Origin of the sequence: Pseudomonas sp. B20(2017) (genome assembly GCF_002113125.1) — a bacterium.
Lineage (GTDB): Bacteria > Pseudomonadota > Gammaproteobacteria > Pseudomonadales > Pseudomonadaceae > Aquipseudomonas.
Map to the genome: position 1 here is coordinate 85,089 of NZ_NEJP01000018.1, position 17,861 is coordinate 102,949.

15 protein-coding genes and 1 pseudogene are annotated in these 17,861 nt (G+C 59.0%); 12 read left to right on the forward strand and 4 right to left on the reverse strand.

The features are described from left to right. Positions 1-134: 134 nt before the first annotated feature. The 5 genes and pseudogenes from CAF63_RS29335 to CAF63_RS23615 all read left to right on the forward strand — a co-directional run. Positions 135-1,166, forward strand: a pseudogene (locus CAF63_RS29335) (cache domain-containing protein); the annotation flags it as partial. Positions 1,167-1,259: 93 nt separating this feature from the next. Beyond that, on the forward strand, positions 1,260-2,024 hold the full coding sequence (locus tag CAF63_RS29340; protein WP_371807424.1) for a methyl-accepting chemotaxis protein: 765 nt from the start codon (positions 1,260-1,262) through the stop codon (positions 2,022-2,024). Between the two features lie 158 nt (positions 2,025-2,182). Continuing rightward, positions 2,183-3,295, forward strand: coding sequence for a glycosyltransferase family 1 protein (locus CAF63_RS23605; RefSeq protein ID WP_085689443.1), 1,113 nt, complete (start codon positions 2,183-2,185; stop codon positions 3,293-3,295). Then, positions 3,288-4,064: a DUF2334 domain-containing protein gene (locus tag CAF63_RS23610; protein ID WP_085689446.1), complete on the forward strand. Its 777-nt coding sequence runs from the start codon at positions 3,288-3,290 to the stop codon at positions 4,062-4,064. Before CAF63_RS23605 ends, CAF63_RS23610 begins: the two co-directional genes overlap by 8 nt. Further along, a complete protein-coding gene (locus CAF63_RS23615; RefSeq protein ID WP_085689449.1) occupies positions 4,061-5,059 on the forward strand; it encodes a lysylphosphatidylglycerol synthase transmembrane domain-containing protein in 999 nt (332 codons plus the stop codon). Before CAF63_RS23610 ends, CAF63_RS23615 begins: the two co-directional genes overlap by 4 nt. Here CAF63_RS23615 and CAF63_RS28870 read toward each other — a convergent pair. Continuing rightward, positions 5,043-5,219, reverse strand: a complete 177-nt coding sequence (locus CAF63_RS28870) for a hypothetical protein (protein ID WP_178081317.1) — start codon at positions 5,217-5,219, stop codon at positions 5,043-5,045. The genes CAF63_RS23615 and CAF63_RS28870 overlap by 17 nt on opposite strands. 92 nt (positions 5,220-5,311) lie before the next feature. Then, the gene (purU, locus tag CAF63_RS23620) at positions 5,312-6,160 is read right to left on the reverse strand and encodes a formyltetrahydrofolate deformylase (protein ID WP_011335666.1); all 849 of its coding nucleotides are present in this window, start codon (positions 6,158-6,160) and stop codon (positions 5,312-5,314) included. A 339-nt stretch (positions 6,161-6,499) separates the two neighbouring features. On the opposite strand from purU, the gene mvaT reads away from it, so the two are divergent. Further along, positions 6,500-6,877 carry a histone-like nucleoid-structuring protein MvaT gene (gene mvaT / locus CAF63_RS23630; protein ID WP_085689457.1) on the forward strand — a complete coding sequence of 126 codons (378 nt, stop codon included), beginning with the start codon at positions 6,500-6,502 and terminating at the stop codon, positions 6,875-6,877. A gap of 101 nt (positions 6,878-6,978) precedes the next feature. Here mvaT and sbcB read toward each other — a convergent pair whose 3' ends face one another. Beyond that, entirely contained in the window at positions 6,979-8,409 is a 1,431-nt protein-coding gene (sbcB, locus tag CAF63_RS23635) for an exodeoxyribonuclease I (protein WP_085689460.1), read from the reverse strand. Between the two features lie 180 nt (positions 8,410-8,589). Here sbcB and CAF63_RS23640 point away from each other — a divergent pair, with 180 nt between their 5' ends. From CAF63_RS23640 to CAF63_RS23665, 6 genes are read left to right on the forward strand one after another with little or no spacing between them, the layout of a single operon-like run. Continuing rightward, positions 8,590-9,315: an RDD family protein gene (locus tag CAF63_RS23640; RefSeq protein ID WP_085689463.1), complete on the forward strand. Its 726-nt coding sequence runs from the start codon at positions 8,590-8,592 to the stop codon at positions 9,313-9,315. Beyond that, positions 9,312-10,289, forward strand: a complete 978-nt coding sequence (locus CAF63_RS23645; protein WP_085689518.1) for a stage II sporulation protein M — start codon at positions 9,312-9,314, stop codon at positions 10,287-10,289. Before CAF63_RS23640 ends, CAF63_RS23645 begins: the two co-directional genes overlap by 4 nt. Beyond that, complete coding sequence (locus CAF63_RS23650) at positions 10,276-11,820, forward strand: DUF4129 domain-containing protein (protein ID WP_085689466.1); 1,545 nt, start codon at positions 10,276-10,278, stop codon at positions 11,818-11,820. The genes CAF63_RS23645 and CAF63_RS23650 overlap by 14 nt, the downstream gene beginning before the upstream one ends. Further along, entirely contained in the window at positions 11,817-12,980 is a 1,164-nt protein-coding gene (locus CAF63_RS23655) for a DUF4350 domain-containing protein (protein WP_085689469.1), read from the forward strand. The genes CAF63_RS23650 and CAF63_RS23655 overlap by 4 nt, the downstream gene beginning before the upstream one ends. After that, positions 12,977-13,978, forward strand: coding sequence for a MoxR family ATPase (locus CAF63_RS23660; protein ID WP_085689472.1), 1,002 nt, complete (start codon positions 12,977-12,979; stop codon positions 13,976-13,978). The genes CAF63_RS23655 and CAF63_RS23660 overlap by 4 nt, the downstream gene beginning before the upstream one ends. Further along, positions 13,975-15,306, forward strand: coding sequence for a DUF58 domain-containing protein (locus CAF63_RS23665; RefSeq protein WP_085689475.1), 1,332 nt, complete (start codon positions 13,975-13,977; stop codon positions 15,304-15,306). Before CAF63_RS23660 ends, CAF63_RS23665 begins: the two co-directional genes overlap by 4 nt. Positions 15,307-15,372: 66 nt before the next feature. Here the strand turns inward: CAF63_RS23665 and CAF63_RS28600 are convergent, their stop codons facing one another. After that, a complete protein-coding gene (locus CAF63_RS28600; protein WP_143492490.1) occupies positions 15,373-17,790 on the reverse strand; it encodes a hypothetical protein in 2,418 nt (805 codons plus the stop codon). Between the last annotated feature and the right edge of the window lie 71 nt (positions 17,791-17,861).

Here is a 17,861-nt window from a genome sequence, read left to right on the forward strand (position 1 = left end):
GACCCGATCAAAAGTCCGGTCTGAGATTTCCCTAAGGAGAGAAGGAAATATCAGTGCGCTTTCACCCCTGCCCATTCTGCGCGCGTTTATAAAAGCACGCCTTGGACATTAAGACCTTAGCGGAACCCCAAGCCATGAACAAAAATCTGCGTTTCAGCCATAAAATTTTGCTTGCCGCGGCCCTCATCGTCATTGCCGCCTTCGCTTCGTTCACGCTGTACAACGACTGGTTGCAGCGCAATGCGATCCGCGAAGACCTGGACAATTACCTCAACGAGATGGGCGAGGTTACAGCCGACAACATCCAGGCCTGGCTGAGCGGCCGCATCCTGCTGATCGAGAACGCTGCCCAGAACATTGCCATCAACCCCGAGCCGTCCGCCGTCGCCAGCCTGCTGGAACAGAAAGCTCTGACCTCGACATTCATGGCGTCCTACCTTGGCGATGCCACCGGCCACTTCACCATCCGCCCGGATGCAAAGATGCCGGATGGCTTCGATCCACGTGTTCGCCCTTGGTACAAAGGGGCCGAGAGCAGCAGCACCTCGACCCTGACCGAACCTTACATCGATGCGGCCACCGGCCAGACCATCATTTCCATCGCCACCGCCTCGAAAAAGGCCGGTCAAAGCGTGGGCGTGGTAGGCGGCGACCTGAGCCTGCAAACCCTGATCGACACCCTCAGCGCCCGGGACTTCTCCGGCATGGGCTACGCCTTCCTGGTCAGCGCCGACGGCAAGATTCTGGTGCATCCGGACAAGGCCCTGGTGATGAAATCGCTCAAGGAAGCCTATCCGCAGGACACGCCGCGCATCAGCAGCGATTTCAGTGAGGTCACTGTCGACGGCAAGACCCGTATCGTCACCTTCGCCCCGATCAAGGGCCTGCCGTCGGTGAACTGGTACATCGGCCTGTCGGTAGACAAAGACAAGGCCTTTTCGATGCTCAGCGAGTTCCGCACCTCCGCCGTGGTGGCGACGGTGATTGCCGTGGCGATCATCATCGCCCTGCTCGGCATGCTGATCCGTATCCTGATTCAGCCGCTGCACGTGATGACCCGCGCCATGGAGGACATCGCCGACGGCGAAGGCGACCTGACCAAGCGTCTGACCATCCAGAACCAGGACGAATTCGGCAAGCTCGGCACGGCGTTCAACCGCTTTGTAGAGCGCATTCATGGTTCGATCCGCGAAGTGTCGTCGGCCACCGGGCAGGTCAACGAAGTCGCCCTGCGGGTGGTCGCGGCCTCGAACTCGTCGATGTACAACTCCGACCAGCAAGCCTCGCGCACCAACAGCGTAGCCGCCGCGATCAACCAGCTCGGCGCCGCCGCCCAGGAAATTGCTCGCAATGCCGCCCAGGCCTCGACGCAGGCCAGCGACGCCCGTGGCCTGGCCGAAGACGGTCAGCAAGTGGTGGATCGCAGCATCAAGGCGATGAATCAGCTATCGAGCATGCTCAGCGCATCGAGCAGCAATATTGAATCGCTGAACAGCAAAACCGTGAACATCGGCCAGATTCTGGAAGTGATCACCAGCATTTCCCAACAGACCAACCTGCTGGCGCTCAACGCGGCCATCGAAGCCGCGCGGGCTGGCGAGGCCGGCCGTGGTTTCGCCGTGGTGGCTGATGAAGTTCGCAACCTCGCCCACCGCACCCAGGAGTCGGCGCAACAAGTGCAGACCATGATCGAGGAGCTGCAAGTCGGCGCTCGTGAATCCGTCAGCACCATGAGCGACAGCCAGCGCCACAGCCAGGACAGCGTGGACATCGCCAACCTCGCCGGTGAACGCCTGAACAGCGTGACCCAGCGCATCGGCGAGATCGACGGCATGAACCAGTCGGTCGCCACCGCCACCGAGGAACAGACCGCCGTGGTCGAGTCGATCAACGTGGATATCACCGAGATCAATACGCTGAACCAGGAAGGTGTCGAGAACTTGCAGGCGACGTTGCGTGCCTGCTCGGATCTGGAGCAGCAGGCTTCGCGCTTGAAGCAACTGGTTGGCAGCTTCCGGATTTAACGCCGTTCTGCCGGTCGTCTTCGTCGTTCACAACTATCCGACGAAGACGACCGACAATCCCTCCGAAACCGGCCTTGCACCCCACCGCGAAACCCCGACCGAACATCTATTCTTGATAAAGGTCAACCAAGGGAGATCAACGCGGAGGGACGTTCACCGTGCATATCGCTGACATCACCATGTTCTACGCCCCGGCCAGCGGCGGCGTGCGCACCTATCTGGATGCCAAGCACCGTCGGCTGGGGGTCAAGCCCGGCATCCGCCACAGCCTGCTGATCCCCGGGGCGGATTTTGGTGAGTCTGACGGCGTTTATACGGTTCCCGCCCCTGCCCTGCCATTCGGCAAAGGCTATCGTTTTCCCCTGCGCCTGGCCCCTTGGCGAAACGTTTTGCAGGATCTGCAACCCGATCTGATCGAAGTCGGCGACCCGTACCTCACCGCCTGGGCTGCGCTCGACGCGCGTCGGCAACTGGACGTGCCGGTGATCGGCTTCTATCACTCCGACCTGCCGCTGCTGGTGGGCAACCGCATGGGCCACTGGGTCACGCCGAATGTCGACGCGTATGTGCGCAAGTTGTACGGCAATTTCGACCGGGTGCTGGCGCCCAGCCAGGTCATGGCCGACAAGCTCAGCAGGCTGGGCGTGCGCAACGTATATGTGCAGCCACTGGGCGTTGACCTTCAGACCTTCCACCCGGATGCCCGCGATACCGGGTTACGCAGCGAGCTGGGGATTGCCGAGGACACGCGCCTGCTGATCTTTGCCGGTCGCGGTTCCAAGGAGAAAAACCTGCCGGTGCTGCTCGATTGCATGAAACGCCTGGGCCCGCGTTATCACCTGTTGCTGGTCGGCTCGTCGATGCCGGCGTCCGTCCCGGACAACGTCAGCGTGATCGACCGGTTCTGCCCGGCCGCGCAGGTCGCGCGGATGATGGCCAGTGCCGACGCGCTGATCCACGCCGGCGATCAGGAAACCTTCGGTCTGGTGATTCTGGAGGCGATGGCCTGCGGCATCCCGGTGGTGGCGGTGGCGGCCGGGGCGTTCGAGGAAATCGTCAGCGAATCCTGCGGCCTGCTCTGCGCGCCGAACAATGCGCAAGCCATGGCCAATGCCGTGCGCGAACTGTTCAGTCGCGGGACTGGCGTACTCGGGCAACAGGCACGCCAGCATGTCGAACGGCATTACGCCTGGGACACGGTCGTCGACAGCCTGCTGGGGCATTATCACGCCGTACTCGGCGATTCGGTTCCACGGGTGGCCAATGGCTGAATCTCACGAGCGTCCGGCGCTGATGCTGGTGCTGCATGACGTGGCGCCCTCCACGTGGGCCGATTATCGAGCCTTCGTCGAAGCCGTTGACCGGTTGGGCAATGTCCCGATGACGTGGCTGGTGGTTCCGGACTTCCATCGACGCGAGGCACTTGAAGGCCATCCAGCGTTTTGTCGAATGCTCGACGAGCGCGTCGCACGCGGTGATGAACTGGCCCTGCACGGCCACTTTCATGAAGATACCGAGCCCGGCCCGCGCACGGCGCGCGACTGGCTCATGCGCCGGGTCTACACCCATGAAGGCGAGTTCTATCAGCTGTCCCGGGAAGCCGCCCTCGCCCGCCTGCGCCCGGGCATCGATCTGTTTCGGCGCCACGACTGGCCGCTGCACGGTTTCGTCGCCCCCGCCTGGTTGATGAGCGCCGGCACGCGCCAGGCACTGCGCGAATTGCCGCTGCGCTACACCAGCGACCCGCAGCATCTTTATCACTTGCCGGAGTTCACCGCGGTCGAAGCCCCGGGACTGGTCTGGAGCGCACGCAGTGCCTGGCGTCGCGGCATGTCGAAGGTCATCAGCGAACAGCGGGAACAGCGCTGGCGTCAGGCGCCGGTGATTCGTCTAGGCTTGCACCCGGTGGACATGCGCCACCGGTTTTCCCGGGATTACTGGTGGCGCACCCTTGAACGATTGCTGGCGGACGGACGTGTGCCCATGACCAAAATCGACTGGCTGACGCGCCAGCGCACTCAAGCCGAGCGTGCCGCTTGAGCCGCGGCATTCTGTTGCTGATCGGCCTGCTGGTGGCCGTGGCGGTTCCCGTTCTGCTCGGGGGCGGCGAGACGTGGGAGCGCCTGCAGGCCTTTCCGCTGCGCTGGCTATTGATCATGTTCGCCATGGTTCTGCTGTGCTGGGGCATCAACACCTTGCGTCTGCGGCTGTTGCTCGGCGATCAGCGTGACCGGGTCACGCCCGTCAAAAGCCTCGGGGTGGTGATGGCTGCCGAATTTGCCTGGTGCGCCACGCCCGGCGGCAGCGGTGGGCCGTTGACGATCATGGCGCTGTTGGCCCGCAGCGGCGTGCGCCCGGCCCGGGGCAGCGCCGTGTTCGCGATGGATCAGTTGAGCGATCTGCTGTTCTTTCTCTGCGCCCTGAGCGGAATTCTGATCTACGCGCTGTTCCAGCATCTCAGCGACCGTATGGAATGGTTGCTGATCGTCAGTGCGATGTCGTTGACCGGTGGCCTGTTCAGTTGCGTGCTGGTCGCGCGCTATCACCGTCGCTTGATCCGCCTGAGCGGGCGCCTGCTGGCCGGGATGAACGTGGAACCCCGCACTCGACGGCGTTGGGCGCGGCAGTTGCTGCATTTTCTGGCCGCTTTCACCGATGCGCTGAAATTGTCGTGGCAGACACTGATCAAGGTGTTCGTCCTGACCTGCGTGCATTGGTCGCTGCGATACAGCGTGCTGTACCTGGCGTTGCGCGGGCTGGGGGCGGACGTGCAGTGGGCCTGGACGTTTCTGATCCAGATGCTTTCGCTGGGTGCGGGGCAATTCAGCCTGTTGCCGGGCGGTGCCGGTGCGGCGGAATTGACCTCGGCGGCGCTGCTGGCGCCGATGGTCGGCAAATCGACCGCGGCGGCGGCGATCCTGATCTGGCGGGTGGTGACGTATTACTTCTATCTGCTGGTCGGTGGCCCGGTGTTTCTATTGATGCTGGGCCGGCCGTTGCTGAAAAAACTGCTGAGCGTCAGACAGGCTTCTTGAGGTCATCTTCTTTGTCCTTGAGTTGTTCCCACAGTTCGGCAGCGCCGGGAAACTCCGTGCCATCCTCCGGGCTCAGGTCATCCGGGTCATAGCGGCTCAGGCAGCCCTCGCCGAGGGTGGCGGGTGCCTTGGAAGTGGCTTTGTCCAGTGGATCGCTCATGAACGCTTCCTCACAGGGCTGCAACAAGTCGAAAAAAAGGGCCTGAGGCGATTGAACGCCCAGGCCCTTTGTTTTTCAACCGAAAGGTTCGATCAGAACACTACGGTCTTGTTGCCGTGCACCAGCACGCGGTCTTCCAGGTGATAACGCAGACCACGGGCCAGCACCATCTTCTCGACGTCACGGCCGAAACGCACCATGTCTTCGATGCTGTCGCTGTGGCTGACACGCACCACGTCCTGCTCGATGATCGGGCCGGCATCCAGCTCTTCGGTCACGTAGTGGCAGGTCGCACCGATCAACTTCACGCCGCGCATCGAGGCTTGGTGGTACGGCTTGGCGCCGACGAACGACGGCAGGAAGCTGTGGTGAATGTTGATGACTTTGTGCGCATATTCGCGGCACATGTCCGGCGGCAGGATTTGCATGTAGCGCGCCAGCACCACTACTTCAGCGTCATGCTGTTTGACCAGACGCGATACTTCGTCGAAGGCTGGCTGCTTGTCCTGCGGGTTGACCGGTACGTGGTAATAAGGAATGCCGTGCCACTCGACCATGCTGCGCAGGTCGTCGTGGTTGGAAATCACGCAGGAAATCTCGCAATCCAGCTCGTCGCTGTGCCAGCGGTGCAGCAGGTCAGCCAGGCAGTGGGATTCGCGGCTGGCCATCAGCACCACGCGTTTTTTCTGCTCGGTGTCGGTGATGCGCCAGTCCATCGAGAACTCTTCGGCAATCGGTGCAAACTTCTCGCGCAACACCTCGATACCGAAAGGCAGGGAATCGGCACGGATTTCGTGACGCATGAAGAACCAGCCGACCTGGTTATCCGAGTGGTGGCTCGCTTCGGTGATCCAGCCATTGTGGGCCGCCAGAAAGTTACTGACTTTGGCAACGATGCCAACGCGGTCCGGGCAAGAAATCACCAGCCGAAAAGTGCGCATGAGGGGGAAACTCCAGAACTTCGCAAAGGCGGCCATTCTAGCGACTGCGCGGGAAAACTGCAGTATTGATGACCCTCGGAGGCTCACGGCAGCCCGTCGCAGCTTTTTTGACGCCCGTAAACGCCAGAATGATGGCGCAGCAATAGCCATGCGTGAACAGACTGATGTGAATATCTGTGAAGACTCCATCACAATATTTAACTGAACATTCAATTCAGGGCTTTTCAACGTAACTAATTCAAATAAAAACCCCGGTTAAATGTTTACTTGATGAAACAGCCTGACTATTATTGCCGCACTGTCCCCTGCCATCGCGCACTCCCACATAAGGTAGTAATCATGTCCTTGATCAACGAATATCGTGCCACCGAAGAAGCTATCAAAGAGCTGCAAGCCCGTTTGAAGAACCTGTCGCAAGATGACAAACTGCAAGCCGAGCTGGAATTCGAAGGCAAACTGCGCACACTGATGGGCGAATATTCCAAATCCCTGCGCGACATCATCGCGCTGCTGGATCCAGAAGCCAAAACCAAAGCACCACGCGGCGGTGCAGTAAAAACTACTGGCACCAAGCGTGCTCGCAAAGTTAAACAATACAAAAACCCGCACAACGGCGAAGTCATCGAAACCAAAGGTGGCAACCACAAAACTCTGAAAGAGTGGAAAGCCAAGTGGGGCGGTGACGTGGTTGAAGGCTGGGCTACCCTGCTGGGCTAAGCCGCAACCCTTGTCGCAGAGCGCTTCTGCGACACAAAAAAACGCCAGCGAATGCTGGCGTTTTTTTATGCCCGGCATTCAAGCGCCGCACATGTTCGATTTCAAAGATCCAAACGTTTGCGCAATGCCTGGACATAGTTCTGCCATTCAACCAACACCTCGGCCTGCATCGGCGTAGCACTAAGCAGCCATTGCTCCATCGCCTCGGCAAAAGATTGCAAGGTATTAGGGGCTCCCCACTCCGACTCGGACAAGCGTTGCCGGCAAAAGATTTTCCAGCGTTCTTGCTCTTCGAAATTCAACGTATCGGGAAAGTTACGTGCTCGATATCGAAACAACAATTCAGGCAAACGTTCGTCATCGAACGGCCATTGCTCTCGCGCCAATTGAGCAGGATCGGTCATCCTCACTTGCTCACATAAACGACGATCGCGATCACCGATAAATCCGTCGTACAACTGTTGTTCGGGATCTTCACTCGGGGTGAAATCTTCGCTGGCATAAATCGCCGAGACTTTATCTTTCCAAACTTGTCGTGCGTCACTTAGTCGCAATGCACGCGCCTGATACAACGCCATGTCCAGACCCAGACGCTGCTGATCCTCGGCACGCAACACCGACAATGGCGCCACCACCGGGCACTTGTTGATGTGAATGAGTTTGAGCGGCACCGGCAACTCGCCTTCGGCCAACTCGTCACGCCGGGTATACAGGCGCTGGCGCAATGTTTCGGCATCCAGGTCGAGCAGCCCCTGCGGATCCAGGTGCAGGTCACAGACGATCAACGCGTTCTTGTTGCGCGGATGCCAGGCCAGCGGCAGCACCACGCCGACATAGCTGCGAGCGGCCGAGAAACGACCGGAAACGTGCACCATCGGCTGCAACAGACGAATCTGGTCCATGACCTTCTGTTTGCTGCGCAACTGGAACAGCCAGTCATACAACTTCGGCTGCTTCTCGCGGATCAACCGGGCGAGGGCAATCGTGGCGCGCACGTCCGACAAGGCTTCGTGGGCATTGCCGTGATCGATGCCATTGGCGGCGGTGAGGCGTTCCAGCTTGAGCGTCACCTTGCCTTCGTCGTCGGTCGGCCACACCAGCCCGTCCGGGCGCAATGCGTAGGCGGCGCGCACCACATCGATCAGGTCCCAGCGACTGTTGCCGCCCTGCCATTCACGGGCATAGGGATCGAAAAAGTTGCGGTACAGACTGTAGCGGGTCATCTCGTCGTCGAAGCGCAGGGTGTTGTATCCCGCACCGCAAGTGCCAGGAGCTGCAAGCTGGGCATGGACCCGGGTCATGAAGTCGGCTTCGCTCAAGCCTTGCTCGGCGAGGCGGCTCGGAGTGATGCCGGTGATCGCGCATGCCGCCGGATGCGGCAGGATGTCTTCGCTGGGCTGACAGTAGAGATTGACCGGCGCGTCGATTTCGTTGAGTTCGTGATCGGTGCGGATCCCGGCCACCTGCAAGGGACGATCGCATCGGGGATTGATGCCGGTGGTTTCGTAGTCGTACCAGAAAATGGAAGTCACGGGCGGTTCCTGAACTGATGATCGGCAAAGTCTAGGCGTTCAAGCGTCGTCGCGGCCAGCACCGCATCATTCAGTCACCTTTGGTTGAAGAATGTGTATGACATAGTTATGTCGTTTCCCCCCGAGAGGCTGCTAGCATCGGACGCACTTGCATCCCGATCCGGCAACATCAGGTAGCCCATGCTCGAGACCACAGCAGCGCGAAGGAAAGCATCGCTGGCCCCGCCACTGGACACGCGGCACAAGGTCGAAACGCCGGAAGGCATCGACCTGCCGCTGCGCCCCGCCGGCCTGATGGTGCGCGCCGTGGCGTTCACCATCGATCTGGGGCTGCGCGGGCTGATCCTGGGGCTGCTTTTCATCTTACTGGCGCTGCTCGGCAAACTCGGCATAGGCCTCGGATCACTTCTGCTGTTCGGGGTGAGCTGGTGGTACATGGTGCTGTTTGAAGTGCTGCGTCAGGGCCGATCGCCGGGCAAGCAATGGATGGGCCTGCGGGTGGTGCACGACGATGGCACGCCGGTCGGCTGGTCAGCCTCCCTGTTGCGCAACCTGCTGCGTTTTGTCGACCTGATGCCGTTCGGCTATTTCCTCGGGGCGATCAGTTGCCTGCAACACCCGACCTTCAAACGCCTCGGCGACATCGCTGCCGGCACGCTGGTGATCTACAGCGAACGCCCGCTCCAGCGCCCGCAGTTGCCCGATGCCGAACCCCGCCGCTCGCCGATTCCGCTGACCCTGACTGAACAACGCGCCCTGCTCGCTTTCGCCGAACGCCAGGGGGAACTGTCGACGGCGCGGGTCAATGAACTCGCTGCATTGCTCGCTCAACCGCTGCACATCAGCGCGCCGAAAGCCGTTGGCGAACTTAACGGCATCGCTCGCGGCCTGTTGGGTCCGACATGAAGCAAAGCCTTTTCGAAACCCGCCACAAGGCCGAATGGGAGCGCTTCACCCTCGCCCTCGAACGTCTCGAACGAGGCAAGGACACGTCGCAGGTCGCAGAATTTCCCAAGGCCTATCGCCGAATCTGCCAGCATCTGGCGCTGGCGCAGGAACGTGGTTACAGCAGTTTTCTCGTCGACTCATTGCAACAGTTGGTGCTGCGCGGTCATCAACAGCTTTACCGTCATCGCCGGCAAACTGGTTCCAGCCTGCTGAGCTTCATCTTCGCCGGGTTCCCCCGGCTGGTTCGCGCGCAATGGCCTTTCGTGTTGGTTGCCGGGCTGCTGTTTCTCGGCAGCCTGGCCGGTTTCGGGGTACTGGTGTATCTGAATCCCGAATTGATCTACAACCTTATCCCCGCCGAGCAGGTGCGCGAGATGCAAGGCATGTACGATCCGGTCGCCGGCCACCTCGGGCGCTCGGCGGAGCGCGCCGCCAGTGAAAACTGGGTGATGTTCGGCTACTACATCATGCACAACATCGGCATCGCCTTTCAGACCTTTGCCAGCGGTTTGCTGCTGGGCCTGGGCAGCGCGTTCTTCCTGTTCTACAACGGTCTGACTATCGGCGCGGTGGCCGGGCATCTCACCGAGATCGGCTTTGGCCAGACTTTCTGGCCGTTCGTGATCGGCCACGGCGCATTTGAACTCAGCGCGATTGTCCTGGCCGGTGCAGCGGGGTTGAAACTGGGTTGGGCGCTGATAGCACCGGGACGCCTGACGCGCGGCGAGGCCTTGAGACATTCGGCGCGCCAGAGCGTACTGCTGATCTGTGGGGTCATGCTGTTTCTGTTGATCGCCGCGTTTATCGAGGCTTATTGGTCGTCACGCATCGGGGTTTCGCCGCAGACCAAATACCTGGTCGGCGCCGGGCTCTGGCTCGGCGTGGCGATCTACCTGCTGTTTGCCGGAAGGACCCGCCATGCGCCTGAGTGATGCAACTGTGGCAATCCGTCCGCGCACCACCTGGGAAGCCATGGATCTGGGCGTGCTCATGAGCCAGCAATATCGGCGCCTGCTGATGACCAGTTGGGCCATCGTCACCCTGCCACTGTTCGCGGTGCTCAGCCTGTTGTTGTGGGATTCACCGTCGCTCGCCGTGTTCATCTTCTGGTGGCTGAAACCGGCCTACGAACGCTTGCCGCTGTACATTCTTTCCAAAGCCCTGTTCGGCGAAACGCCCACCTTGAAACAGGCGTTACGACAATGGCCGCATCTGCTCAGACCGCAATTGCTGGCCAGCCTGACCTGGCGCCGCTTGAGTTTCAGTCGCAGTTTCCTGATGCCGGTGATGCAACTCGAAGGCCTGAACGGCAGCGCGCGCCAACAGCGTTTGCACGTGTTGCTGCAACGCAATGCCGGCGCGGCCCAGTGGCTGACAATCATCGGTGTCCATCTGGAAACGGCGCTGTGGATCGGTCTGATGGTGTTGTTCTACCTGCTTCTGCCGCAACAGGTCGAAACCGACTGGGACTGGCAAAGCCTGATCTTCGCCGCCGACTACGAATGGCGCTGGCTGGAGCATCTGACCAATGCATTCTATGCGCTGATCCTGGTGATCTGGGAACCGATATATATCGCCTGCGGGTTCAGCTTGTATCTGAACCGCCGCACCGTCCTCGAAGCCTGGGACATCGAACTGGTGTTCCGCCGTTTGCGCCAGCGTTTGAACAGCAGCGTGATCGGCTTGCTGCTGGTGGTGTGCCTGCTGCTGCCGGGAGTGCCCTCGGCATGGGCCGCCGAACCTGACACCGCGCCGGATGCACCGCGTCTCCTGAATCAGCCACTGACCAGCGAGGCGTCCCGCAACAGCATCAAGGCCTTGCTCGAACAACCGCCGTTCAAGAACAAGGAAACCGTCACCCGTTATCGCTTCGGCGAAGATCCCGCTGCTGACGAAAAACCCAACGAAGGCGAAGCACCGCAATGGTTGAAAACCCTGCTCGGCTGGCTCGACGGTCGGCATCTCGACGGGCTGGCCAAGGCGATTGAGGTGCTGCTCTGGAGCGCGGTGATCGCGGGGCTCGGCTGGCTGGTCTGGCGCTATCGGGATTTTCTGCAAGCGTTCGTCGGCCGCCGTCCGCGCCTGCCTGAACGGATCAAAAGGCCTCTGCCGCAACAGGCTTTCGGTCTGGATCTGCAAAAGGAAAGCCTGCCCGATGACATCGCCAGCCACGCGGAACAGCTCTGGCAAAACGAACCGCGCGCAGCATTGGGTCTGCTGTACCGGGCGCTGCTCAGTCATCTGCTGCACGACTTCAACCTGCCCCTGAAACCCGCCGACACCGAGAGCGAAGTGCTGGCGCGAATCGAACATTTGCAGCGTCCGGATCTGCTCGCCTACAGCCGTCATCTCACGGGCCACTGGCAGAATATGGCCTACGGGCACCGCGTACCGGCGGCGCATCTGCAACAGGAATTGTGTGAGGGCTGGCGCACCCTGTTCGGCCACGGAGCCGCCCGTTGAACCGGCGCGCACTCTGGCTGATCGGCGCGCTGATCGTCGCCCTGTTCGGCGCATTGGGCGTTTATCTGTACCTCAAGGCCACGCCTTACCAGGCCGAGGTCGATCACGGCCCTTCCCCCGCCGCACAAGCCAATCCTTATCTGGCGGCGGAGATGTTTCTACGCAGTCACGGGATAACCGTCAGCCATGCCGAAAGCCTTGCCGTGTTACCCGAGATCGACCCTCGCCGACACACGCTGCTGCTGTTCAACGACCGTTCAAAAATGACCCCGCGTCAGGTCGATCAGGTCTTGAACTGGGCCCGGGCCGGCGGGCGACTGGTATTCGTTGCCGAGTCGCTGTGGGATGAAAAGACCGGCCAGAGCAATGACCTGCTGCTCGACCGTGTGCAACTGCATCAGTCCCTGAGCAAGGATCTGAAAGACCCGCCACCGGATGCCAACGACGATCCCTGGCCCAACCTGACCAAGCTCTATCTGGAAGACGAAGACGCCCCGGCCTACGCCGGGTTCGACACCGCGTTCCACCTCGACGACCCGAAAAACCTCGCCCAGGCCTGGGCCAACAGCGCTCGGGCCACGCACATGATGCAACTGCCCTACGGCGTCGGCACGATCACTGTGGTCACCGATGCCGATCTGTGGAAAACCCCGGCCATCGCACAACACGACAATGCCTGGCTGCTCTGGTACCTGAGCGCCGACACCGCCGTGACGCTGCTGTACAACACCGAACATGACGGTCTGCTGACGTTGCTCTGGCGCTATTTCCCGCAAGCCCTTGTGGCCCTGCTCGCATTGATCGGACTATGGCTTTGGCATGTCGGCGTGCGTCACGGCCCGGTGCAGGCCCCTACCCCGAGCGGTCGTCGTCAGTTGATGGAACACCTGCGCGCCAGTGCCGATTTCATCCTGCGCCACAACGGCCAACAGGCCTTGCTGCAAGCCTTGCAGCAGGACGTCCTGCGCCGCGCCCGCCATCGTCACCCCGGTTTCGACCAGTTGAACGTCGCCGAACAATGGCTGGCCCTGTCACGCCTGACCCGCCAACCGACCCGTGCCATCAGCCAGGCCCTGAGCCCGGCACCGAAACGACGCCTGTCCAGCGCCGAATTCTGCCGTCAGGTCGCCCACCTGCAAGCCTTGAGGAACTCGCTATGACCGAACACATCGAACCCGGCTCGCCCAGCCACGCGGCCCAGCAACGTCACCGAGCCAGTCAGCTGGCGCAAGCGGTACGCGGTGAATTGCAGAAGGCGTTGATCGGCCAAAACCCGGTGATCGACGACGTACTGACCGCACTGATCGCCGGCGGCCACGTGCTGCTCGAAGGCGTTCCCGGCCTCGGCAAAACCTTGTTGGTGCGCGCCCTGGCGAAGTGCTTCGGCGGCGAGTTCGCCCGCATCCAGTTCACCCCGGACCTGATGCCCAGCGACGTGACCGGCCACGCGGTCTACGACCTGCAGACCGAGCAGTTCAAACTGCGCAAAGGCCCGCTGTTCACCAACCTTCTGCTGGCTGACGAGATCAACCGCGCCCCGGCCAAGACGCAAGCCGCTCTGCTCGAAGCGATGCAGGAACGTCAGGTGACCCTCGAAGGCCGGGCTCTGCCGATTGCACAGCCGTTTATGGTGCTCGCCACGCAGAACCCGATTGAACAGGAAGGCACTTACCCGTTACCGGAAGCGGAGCTTGATCGCTTCATGCTCAAGGTACGGATGGATTACCCCGACGCCGATCAGGAGCTGGACATGGTGCGCCAGGTCAGCCGCTCGACCCGCGCCGACATGCTCGATGTGCAACCGCTGCGCACCGTGTTGCAGGCCAAGGACGTGCAAGCCCTGCAACGCATCGCCAGCGATCTGCCGCTGGACGATCAGGTCCTCGATTACGCCGTGCGTCTCGCCCGCAGCACCCGCACCTGGCCAGGCTTGAGCCTCGGCGCCGGACCACGTGCCTCCATTGCACTGGTACGCTGCGCCCGCGCCCGAGCCTTGTTGCGCGGCGGCGAGTTCGTGATTCCCGACGACATCAAAGGTTGCGCACTGGCCGTGCTGCGCCACCGCGTGCGCCTCGCGCCGGAGCTGGACATCGAAGGACTGCAAGTCGATCAGGTGCTCCAGCAACTGCTTGACCAGATCCCGGCGCCGCGCCTGTGAAACCCTCGCGCCTGTTGTTGATCTGGCTGGCGATCCTGCTGGCCATCGGCATAGTGCTGGGCACGTTGCAGGCGCTGGACGTCGAGGTGCCATCGAGCCTGTTGTCGATCAACTGGGGATTGCTGCTGGCGCTGTTTGCTCTGAGCCTGCTGGACGCGCTGCGCCTCAGGCGCCTGCCCTCGCCCCGCGTGCAACGACAGATGCCCGGCAGCCTGGCATTAGGTCGCTGGAGCGAAGTGCGGCTGGAGGTAGAACATGATTTCGACCAACCACTGGCCATTCAGATCTTCGATCACGTACCCGATGGCCTGAGTTTCGAAAACCTGCCACTCGACACCGAGCTACAACCCGGCCAGCGCAGCCTGATCGGCTATCGCCTGCGCCCGCTCAAACGCGGCCACTTCACCTTCGACACCTGCGAACTCAACCTGCCAAGCCCCTTCGGCCTGTGGTCCGGCAAACGCCTGCTGAACATCACCGACCACACCCGCGTCTACCCCGACTTTGCCCGCCTCTACGGCGGCCAGTTGCTGGCGGTCGACAACTGGCTCAGGCAGCTCGGCGTGCGCCAGCGCCAACGCCGTGGCCAGGGCATGGAATTCCATCAACTGCGCGAATTTCGCGAAGGCGACAGCCTGCGCCAGATCGACTGGAAAGCCACCGCCCGCCACCGCACACCGATTGCCCGGGAATACGAGGACGAACGGGATCAGCAGATCATCTTCATGCTCGATTGCGGACGGCAGATGCGCAATCAGGACGGCGAGCTGTCGCATTTTGATCATGCGTTGAATGCTTGTCTGTTGTTGAGTTATGTGGCGTTACGGCAGGGGGATGCAGTGGGGTTGGTGACCTTTGCCAGTGATCAGCCGCGATACATCGCACCGGCCAAAGGGATGGGACAGCTCAAAGTGTTGCTTAACACTGTTTATGATCTCGACAGCACGCAACGTCCCGCTGATTATCTGGCCGCGGTGAATCACTTGCTGGCCAGACAAAAGCGTCGGGCGTTGGCGATCTTAGTCACCAATTTGCGCGACGACACTAATGAAGAAATGCTGACCTCAGTCAAACATCTGAATCAGCAACATCGGGTGCTGGTGGCCAGCCTGCGTGAGGAGATACTCGAGGGATTATGCCTTATGTCGGTGCAAACATCGCCCGGAGCACTGGCCTATTGCGAAACAGTGGGGTATTTAAATGCGCGGGCCGACCTTCATGAGCGACTGATTACCATAGGAACCCCGGTACTGGACTCCCGCGCCTGTGGTTTGGGGGCTGAGTTGGTGACACGGTATTTGGAATTGAAGAAGGCGGGGGTTTTATAAGACGAAAAAAAGACGCCTTTTCTCATTGAAAAAGCGCCGACTGCTAATGGAATCCGCAAGCAAACATCAGACAATTGTGCCGTTATATAGATTTAGAATACGAAGATCAAGAAAGTCACTATTGCTTCTTCTATTACTTTGCCCAGCAGAGTTAGTGAACATCGAAGGCGGGTTATTACCGTAATACACTGGAACATTAGATGCAGGAACATTCAAGTATATGGAGGTAGCGCGAATATAAATTTGATAGTACGGATTATCTGTATCTGGCCATACATAATGAGGCCCCGTAAACCACTTCTCAGCGCTCACCCAGTTATGCGCGAGCTTCATTGTAAGTGGCAAAGACGTCAAACCGGACTCAACCACTGCCAACTGCAAGGAAAACGATCCATTCAAAACAGTATTAAAACAATTAAGTTCCCACGTAGCTCCCTCCTGCGTCAGCCGTTGCTCGGTCACCACCGAAGGTCTGAATACCACCCCCAAACCTTCTCCGGTCAACAACAATTTTACGTTGGCATTAAGAAAATTACTGGAAGGTTTTGGTCGAACGGTTAACGTATGCTTTGCACCATGACAGGGATAGGCATTACCTTCATCAAAAGCAGCCGCGAAAAAGTCAAATTTAACATCCACTTCTTTAGCGAAATCAATGACTGTTCCCGCTATCGGTTGCGAGTCAGGCGTGCCTTCATAAAACAAAGGCATCTGAAAATTCAGTTTGAAAGGGCCGTTTGAGGCTTTGTCTGTAGAAAGAGTCCAACTCAGGGATCTGGTTCCCTCATCCAACAATAGCAGCGCCTCAAAAGGCGGATCACTGACCAGACCTGCTAAATCTTCACCCGGCATAGGTACCAGACAAACAGCAGATCGCGAGTCGCCGATCAAGTAACTTTTTTCATAGTCCAACGTCAGAGTACAAGACTGCCCAGCCGCCATAAGCAAATTAACTGCTGACCAATCTTGTACCTCACCATTGACGCGAATAGTAAACTCTCTCTGCCACACAGCATTATAAATATGTCCCTCCAAGGGAGGGGACGCCGGCATTCCAATAAACTCAGGCATGCTCAGCTGTAACTTAAACGGAGCGCTACTTGCGTCCGGCAATGATGAAATCTTCCAACTGATAGAGTTAGTCCCAACTGCTATCGGAACCAATTCTCCCAACGGCTTGTCACTCACCAAGCCGTCGACGCCTGCGCCGGGACTGAACTGCAAAGCTACAGATGCGCCCCTCAGGCCAACTAATGAGCTTCCTTCATAGTTCAGCGTAAGTTTGCAAATCCCTCCTTCCACTACAGGCAAATAAATGTTATCAACATCTACTGACTCATCATTCACAAGCAGAGTAAACTCTCGCCGCCATACGTCATTTAATACAGTGCCCGGCAAGGACTGTGACAGTGGCACCTCGGGAAGCTCAGACATGCTCAACTGCAATTCAAAAGAAGAGTTACGAGCATCAGGATTTGACGAGATATTCCAACTGATAGATTTCGTCCCAACTGCCATCGGAACCAATTCTCCCAACGGCCTGTCACTCACCAAACCGTCGACGCCTGCGCCGGGTTTGAACTGCAAAGCTACAGCCGCGCCCCTCAGACCAACTAATGAGCTTCCTTCATAGTTCAGCGTCAGTTTGCAAATTCCACCTTCCACTACAGGCAAGAAAATGTTATCAAAACCTACTAATTCATCATTCACAAAGAGAGTAAACTCCCGCAACCACACGTCATTCAATATAGTACCCGACAAGGATTGTGAGACTGGCATTCCAGGAAACTTAGGCATATAAAACTGCAATCTAAAGGTCGCGCTATCTGCCTTAGCATCCGAAATGAGATCCCAGCTAATAGAATCACGCCCAACCTCCATGGGAACCAACTCTCCGAACGGCTTATCAGCATGCAAGCCGTCCACTTTCCCCTCGGGGGCGAAGTCCAAAAGCACATGGGCTTCCGGTGACCCGGGCGGAGGACTTTCAGGATATTTAAGCGTCAGCTTGCAAGTGCCACGCTCTACGACAGGCAAATACGCTTCAGCCCAACTTACTTCTTTTTCATTCACAAGAAGTTGAAAATCTGTCAACCACGACAAATCAAATATCTGAATCGGAAACGGTGGAGAATCCCCTGCAACCGAATAATTCGGCAATCTGAAAAACACAACAACTGGACCACTAAAATCACGAGGTGCAGTAATAACCCAGCTCAGTTCCGTGGTCCCTGTCGCCATCTCGATCAACTGCCCCGGCGGAGGCGAAATTTTGAGACCTGGCACAGCAGCCTGCAAATCTACAGCAATCACACCCTGCGATGTACCAATCAAACTACTGTACTTGTACTCCAATGTTATTGTAGTGATTGCACCCGCAGCCAAATTCAACTTAAAAGTTGGCCAATCTTCAACTTTCTCTCCATCAACGGAAGGCCTGAAGTTCTGCAACCACGTAGTCGATAAATTATAATTACTGGACATTTTCACCACTCCCCTTGCAAACCGTTAATTAACACCGGGATAGTCAACCGTAACAATTTCGATACAACACC

Excerpts from the sequence above, each read along its gene's own strand:
- CAF63_RS28600 (WP_143492490.1), bottom strand. The coding sequence starts at position 17,790 with ATGTCCAGTAATTATAATTTATCGACTACGTGGTTGCAGAACTTCAGG.
- CAF63_RS23610 (WP_085689446.1), top strand. The coding sequence starts at position 3,288 with ATGGCTGAATCTCACGAGCGTCCGGCGCTGATGCTGGTGCTGCATGAC.
- CAF63_RS23660 (WP_085689472.1), top strand. The coding sequence starts at position 12,977 with ATGACCGAACACATCGAACCCGGCTCGCCCAGCCACGCGGCCCAGCAA.
- CAF63_RS23640 (WP_085689463.1), top strand. The coding sequence starts at position 8,590 with ATGCTCGAGACCACAGCAGCGCGAAGGAAAGCATCGCTGGCCCCGCCA.
- purU (WP_011335666.1), bottom strand. The coding sequence starts at position 6,160 with ATGCGCACTTTTCGGCTGGTGATTTCTTGCCCGGACCGCGTTGGCATC.
- CAF63_RS29340 (WP_371807424.1), top strand. The coding sequence starts at position 1,260 with ATGTACAACTCCGACCAGCAAGCCTCGCGCACCAACAGCGTAGCCGCC.
- mvaT (WP_085689457.1), top strand. The coding sequence starts at position 6,500 with ATGTCCTTGATCAACGAATATCGTGCCACCGAAGAAGCTATCAAAGAG.
- CAF63_RS23645 (WP_085689518.1), top strand. The coding sequence starts at position 9,312 with ATGAAGCAAAGCCTTTTCGAAACCCGCCACAAGGCCGAATGGGAGCGC.
- CAF63_RS23650 (WP_085689466.1), top strand. The coding sequence starts at position 10,276 with ATGCGCCTGAGTGATGCAACTGTGGCAATCCGTCCGCGCACCACCTGG.
- CAF63_RS28870 (WP_178081317.1), bottom strand. The coding sequence starts at position 5,219 with ATGAGCGATCCACTGGACAAAGCCACTTCCAAGGCACCCGCCACCCTC.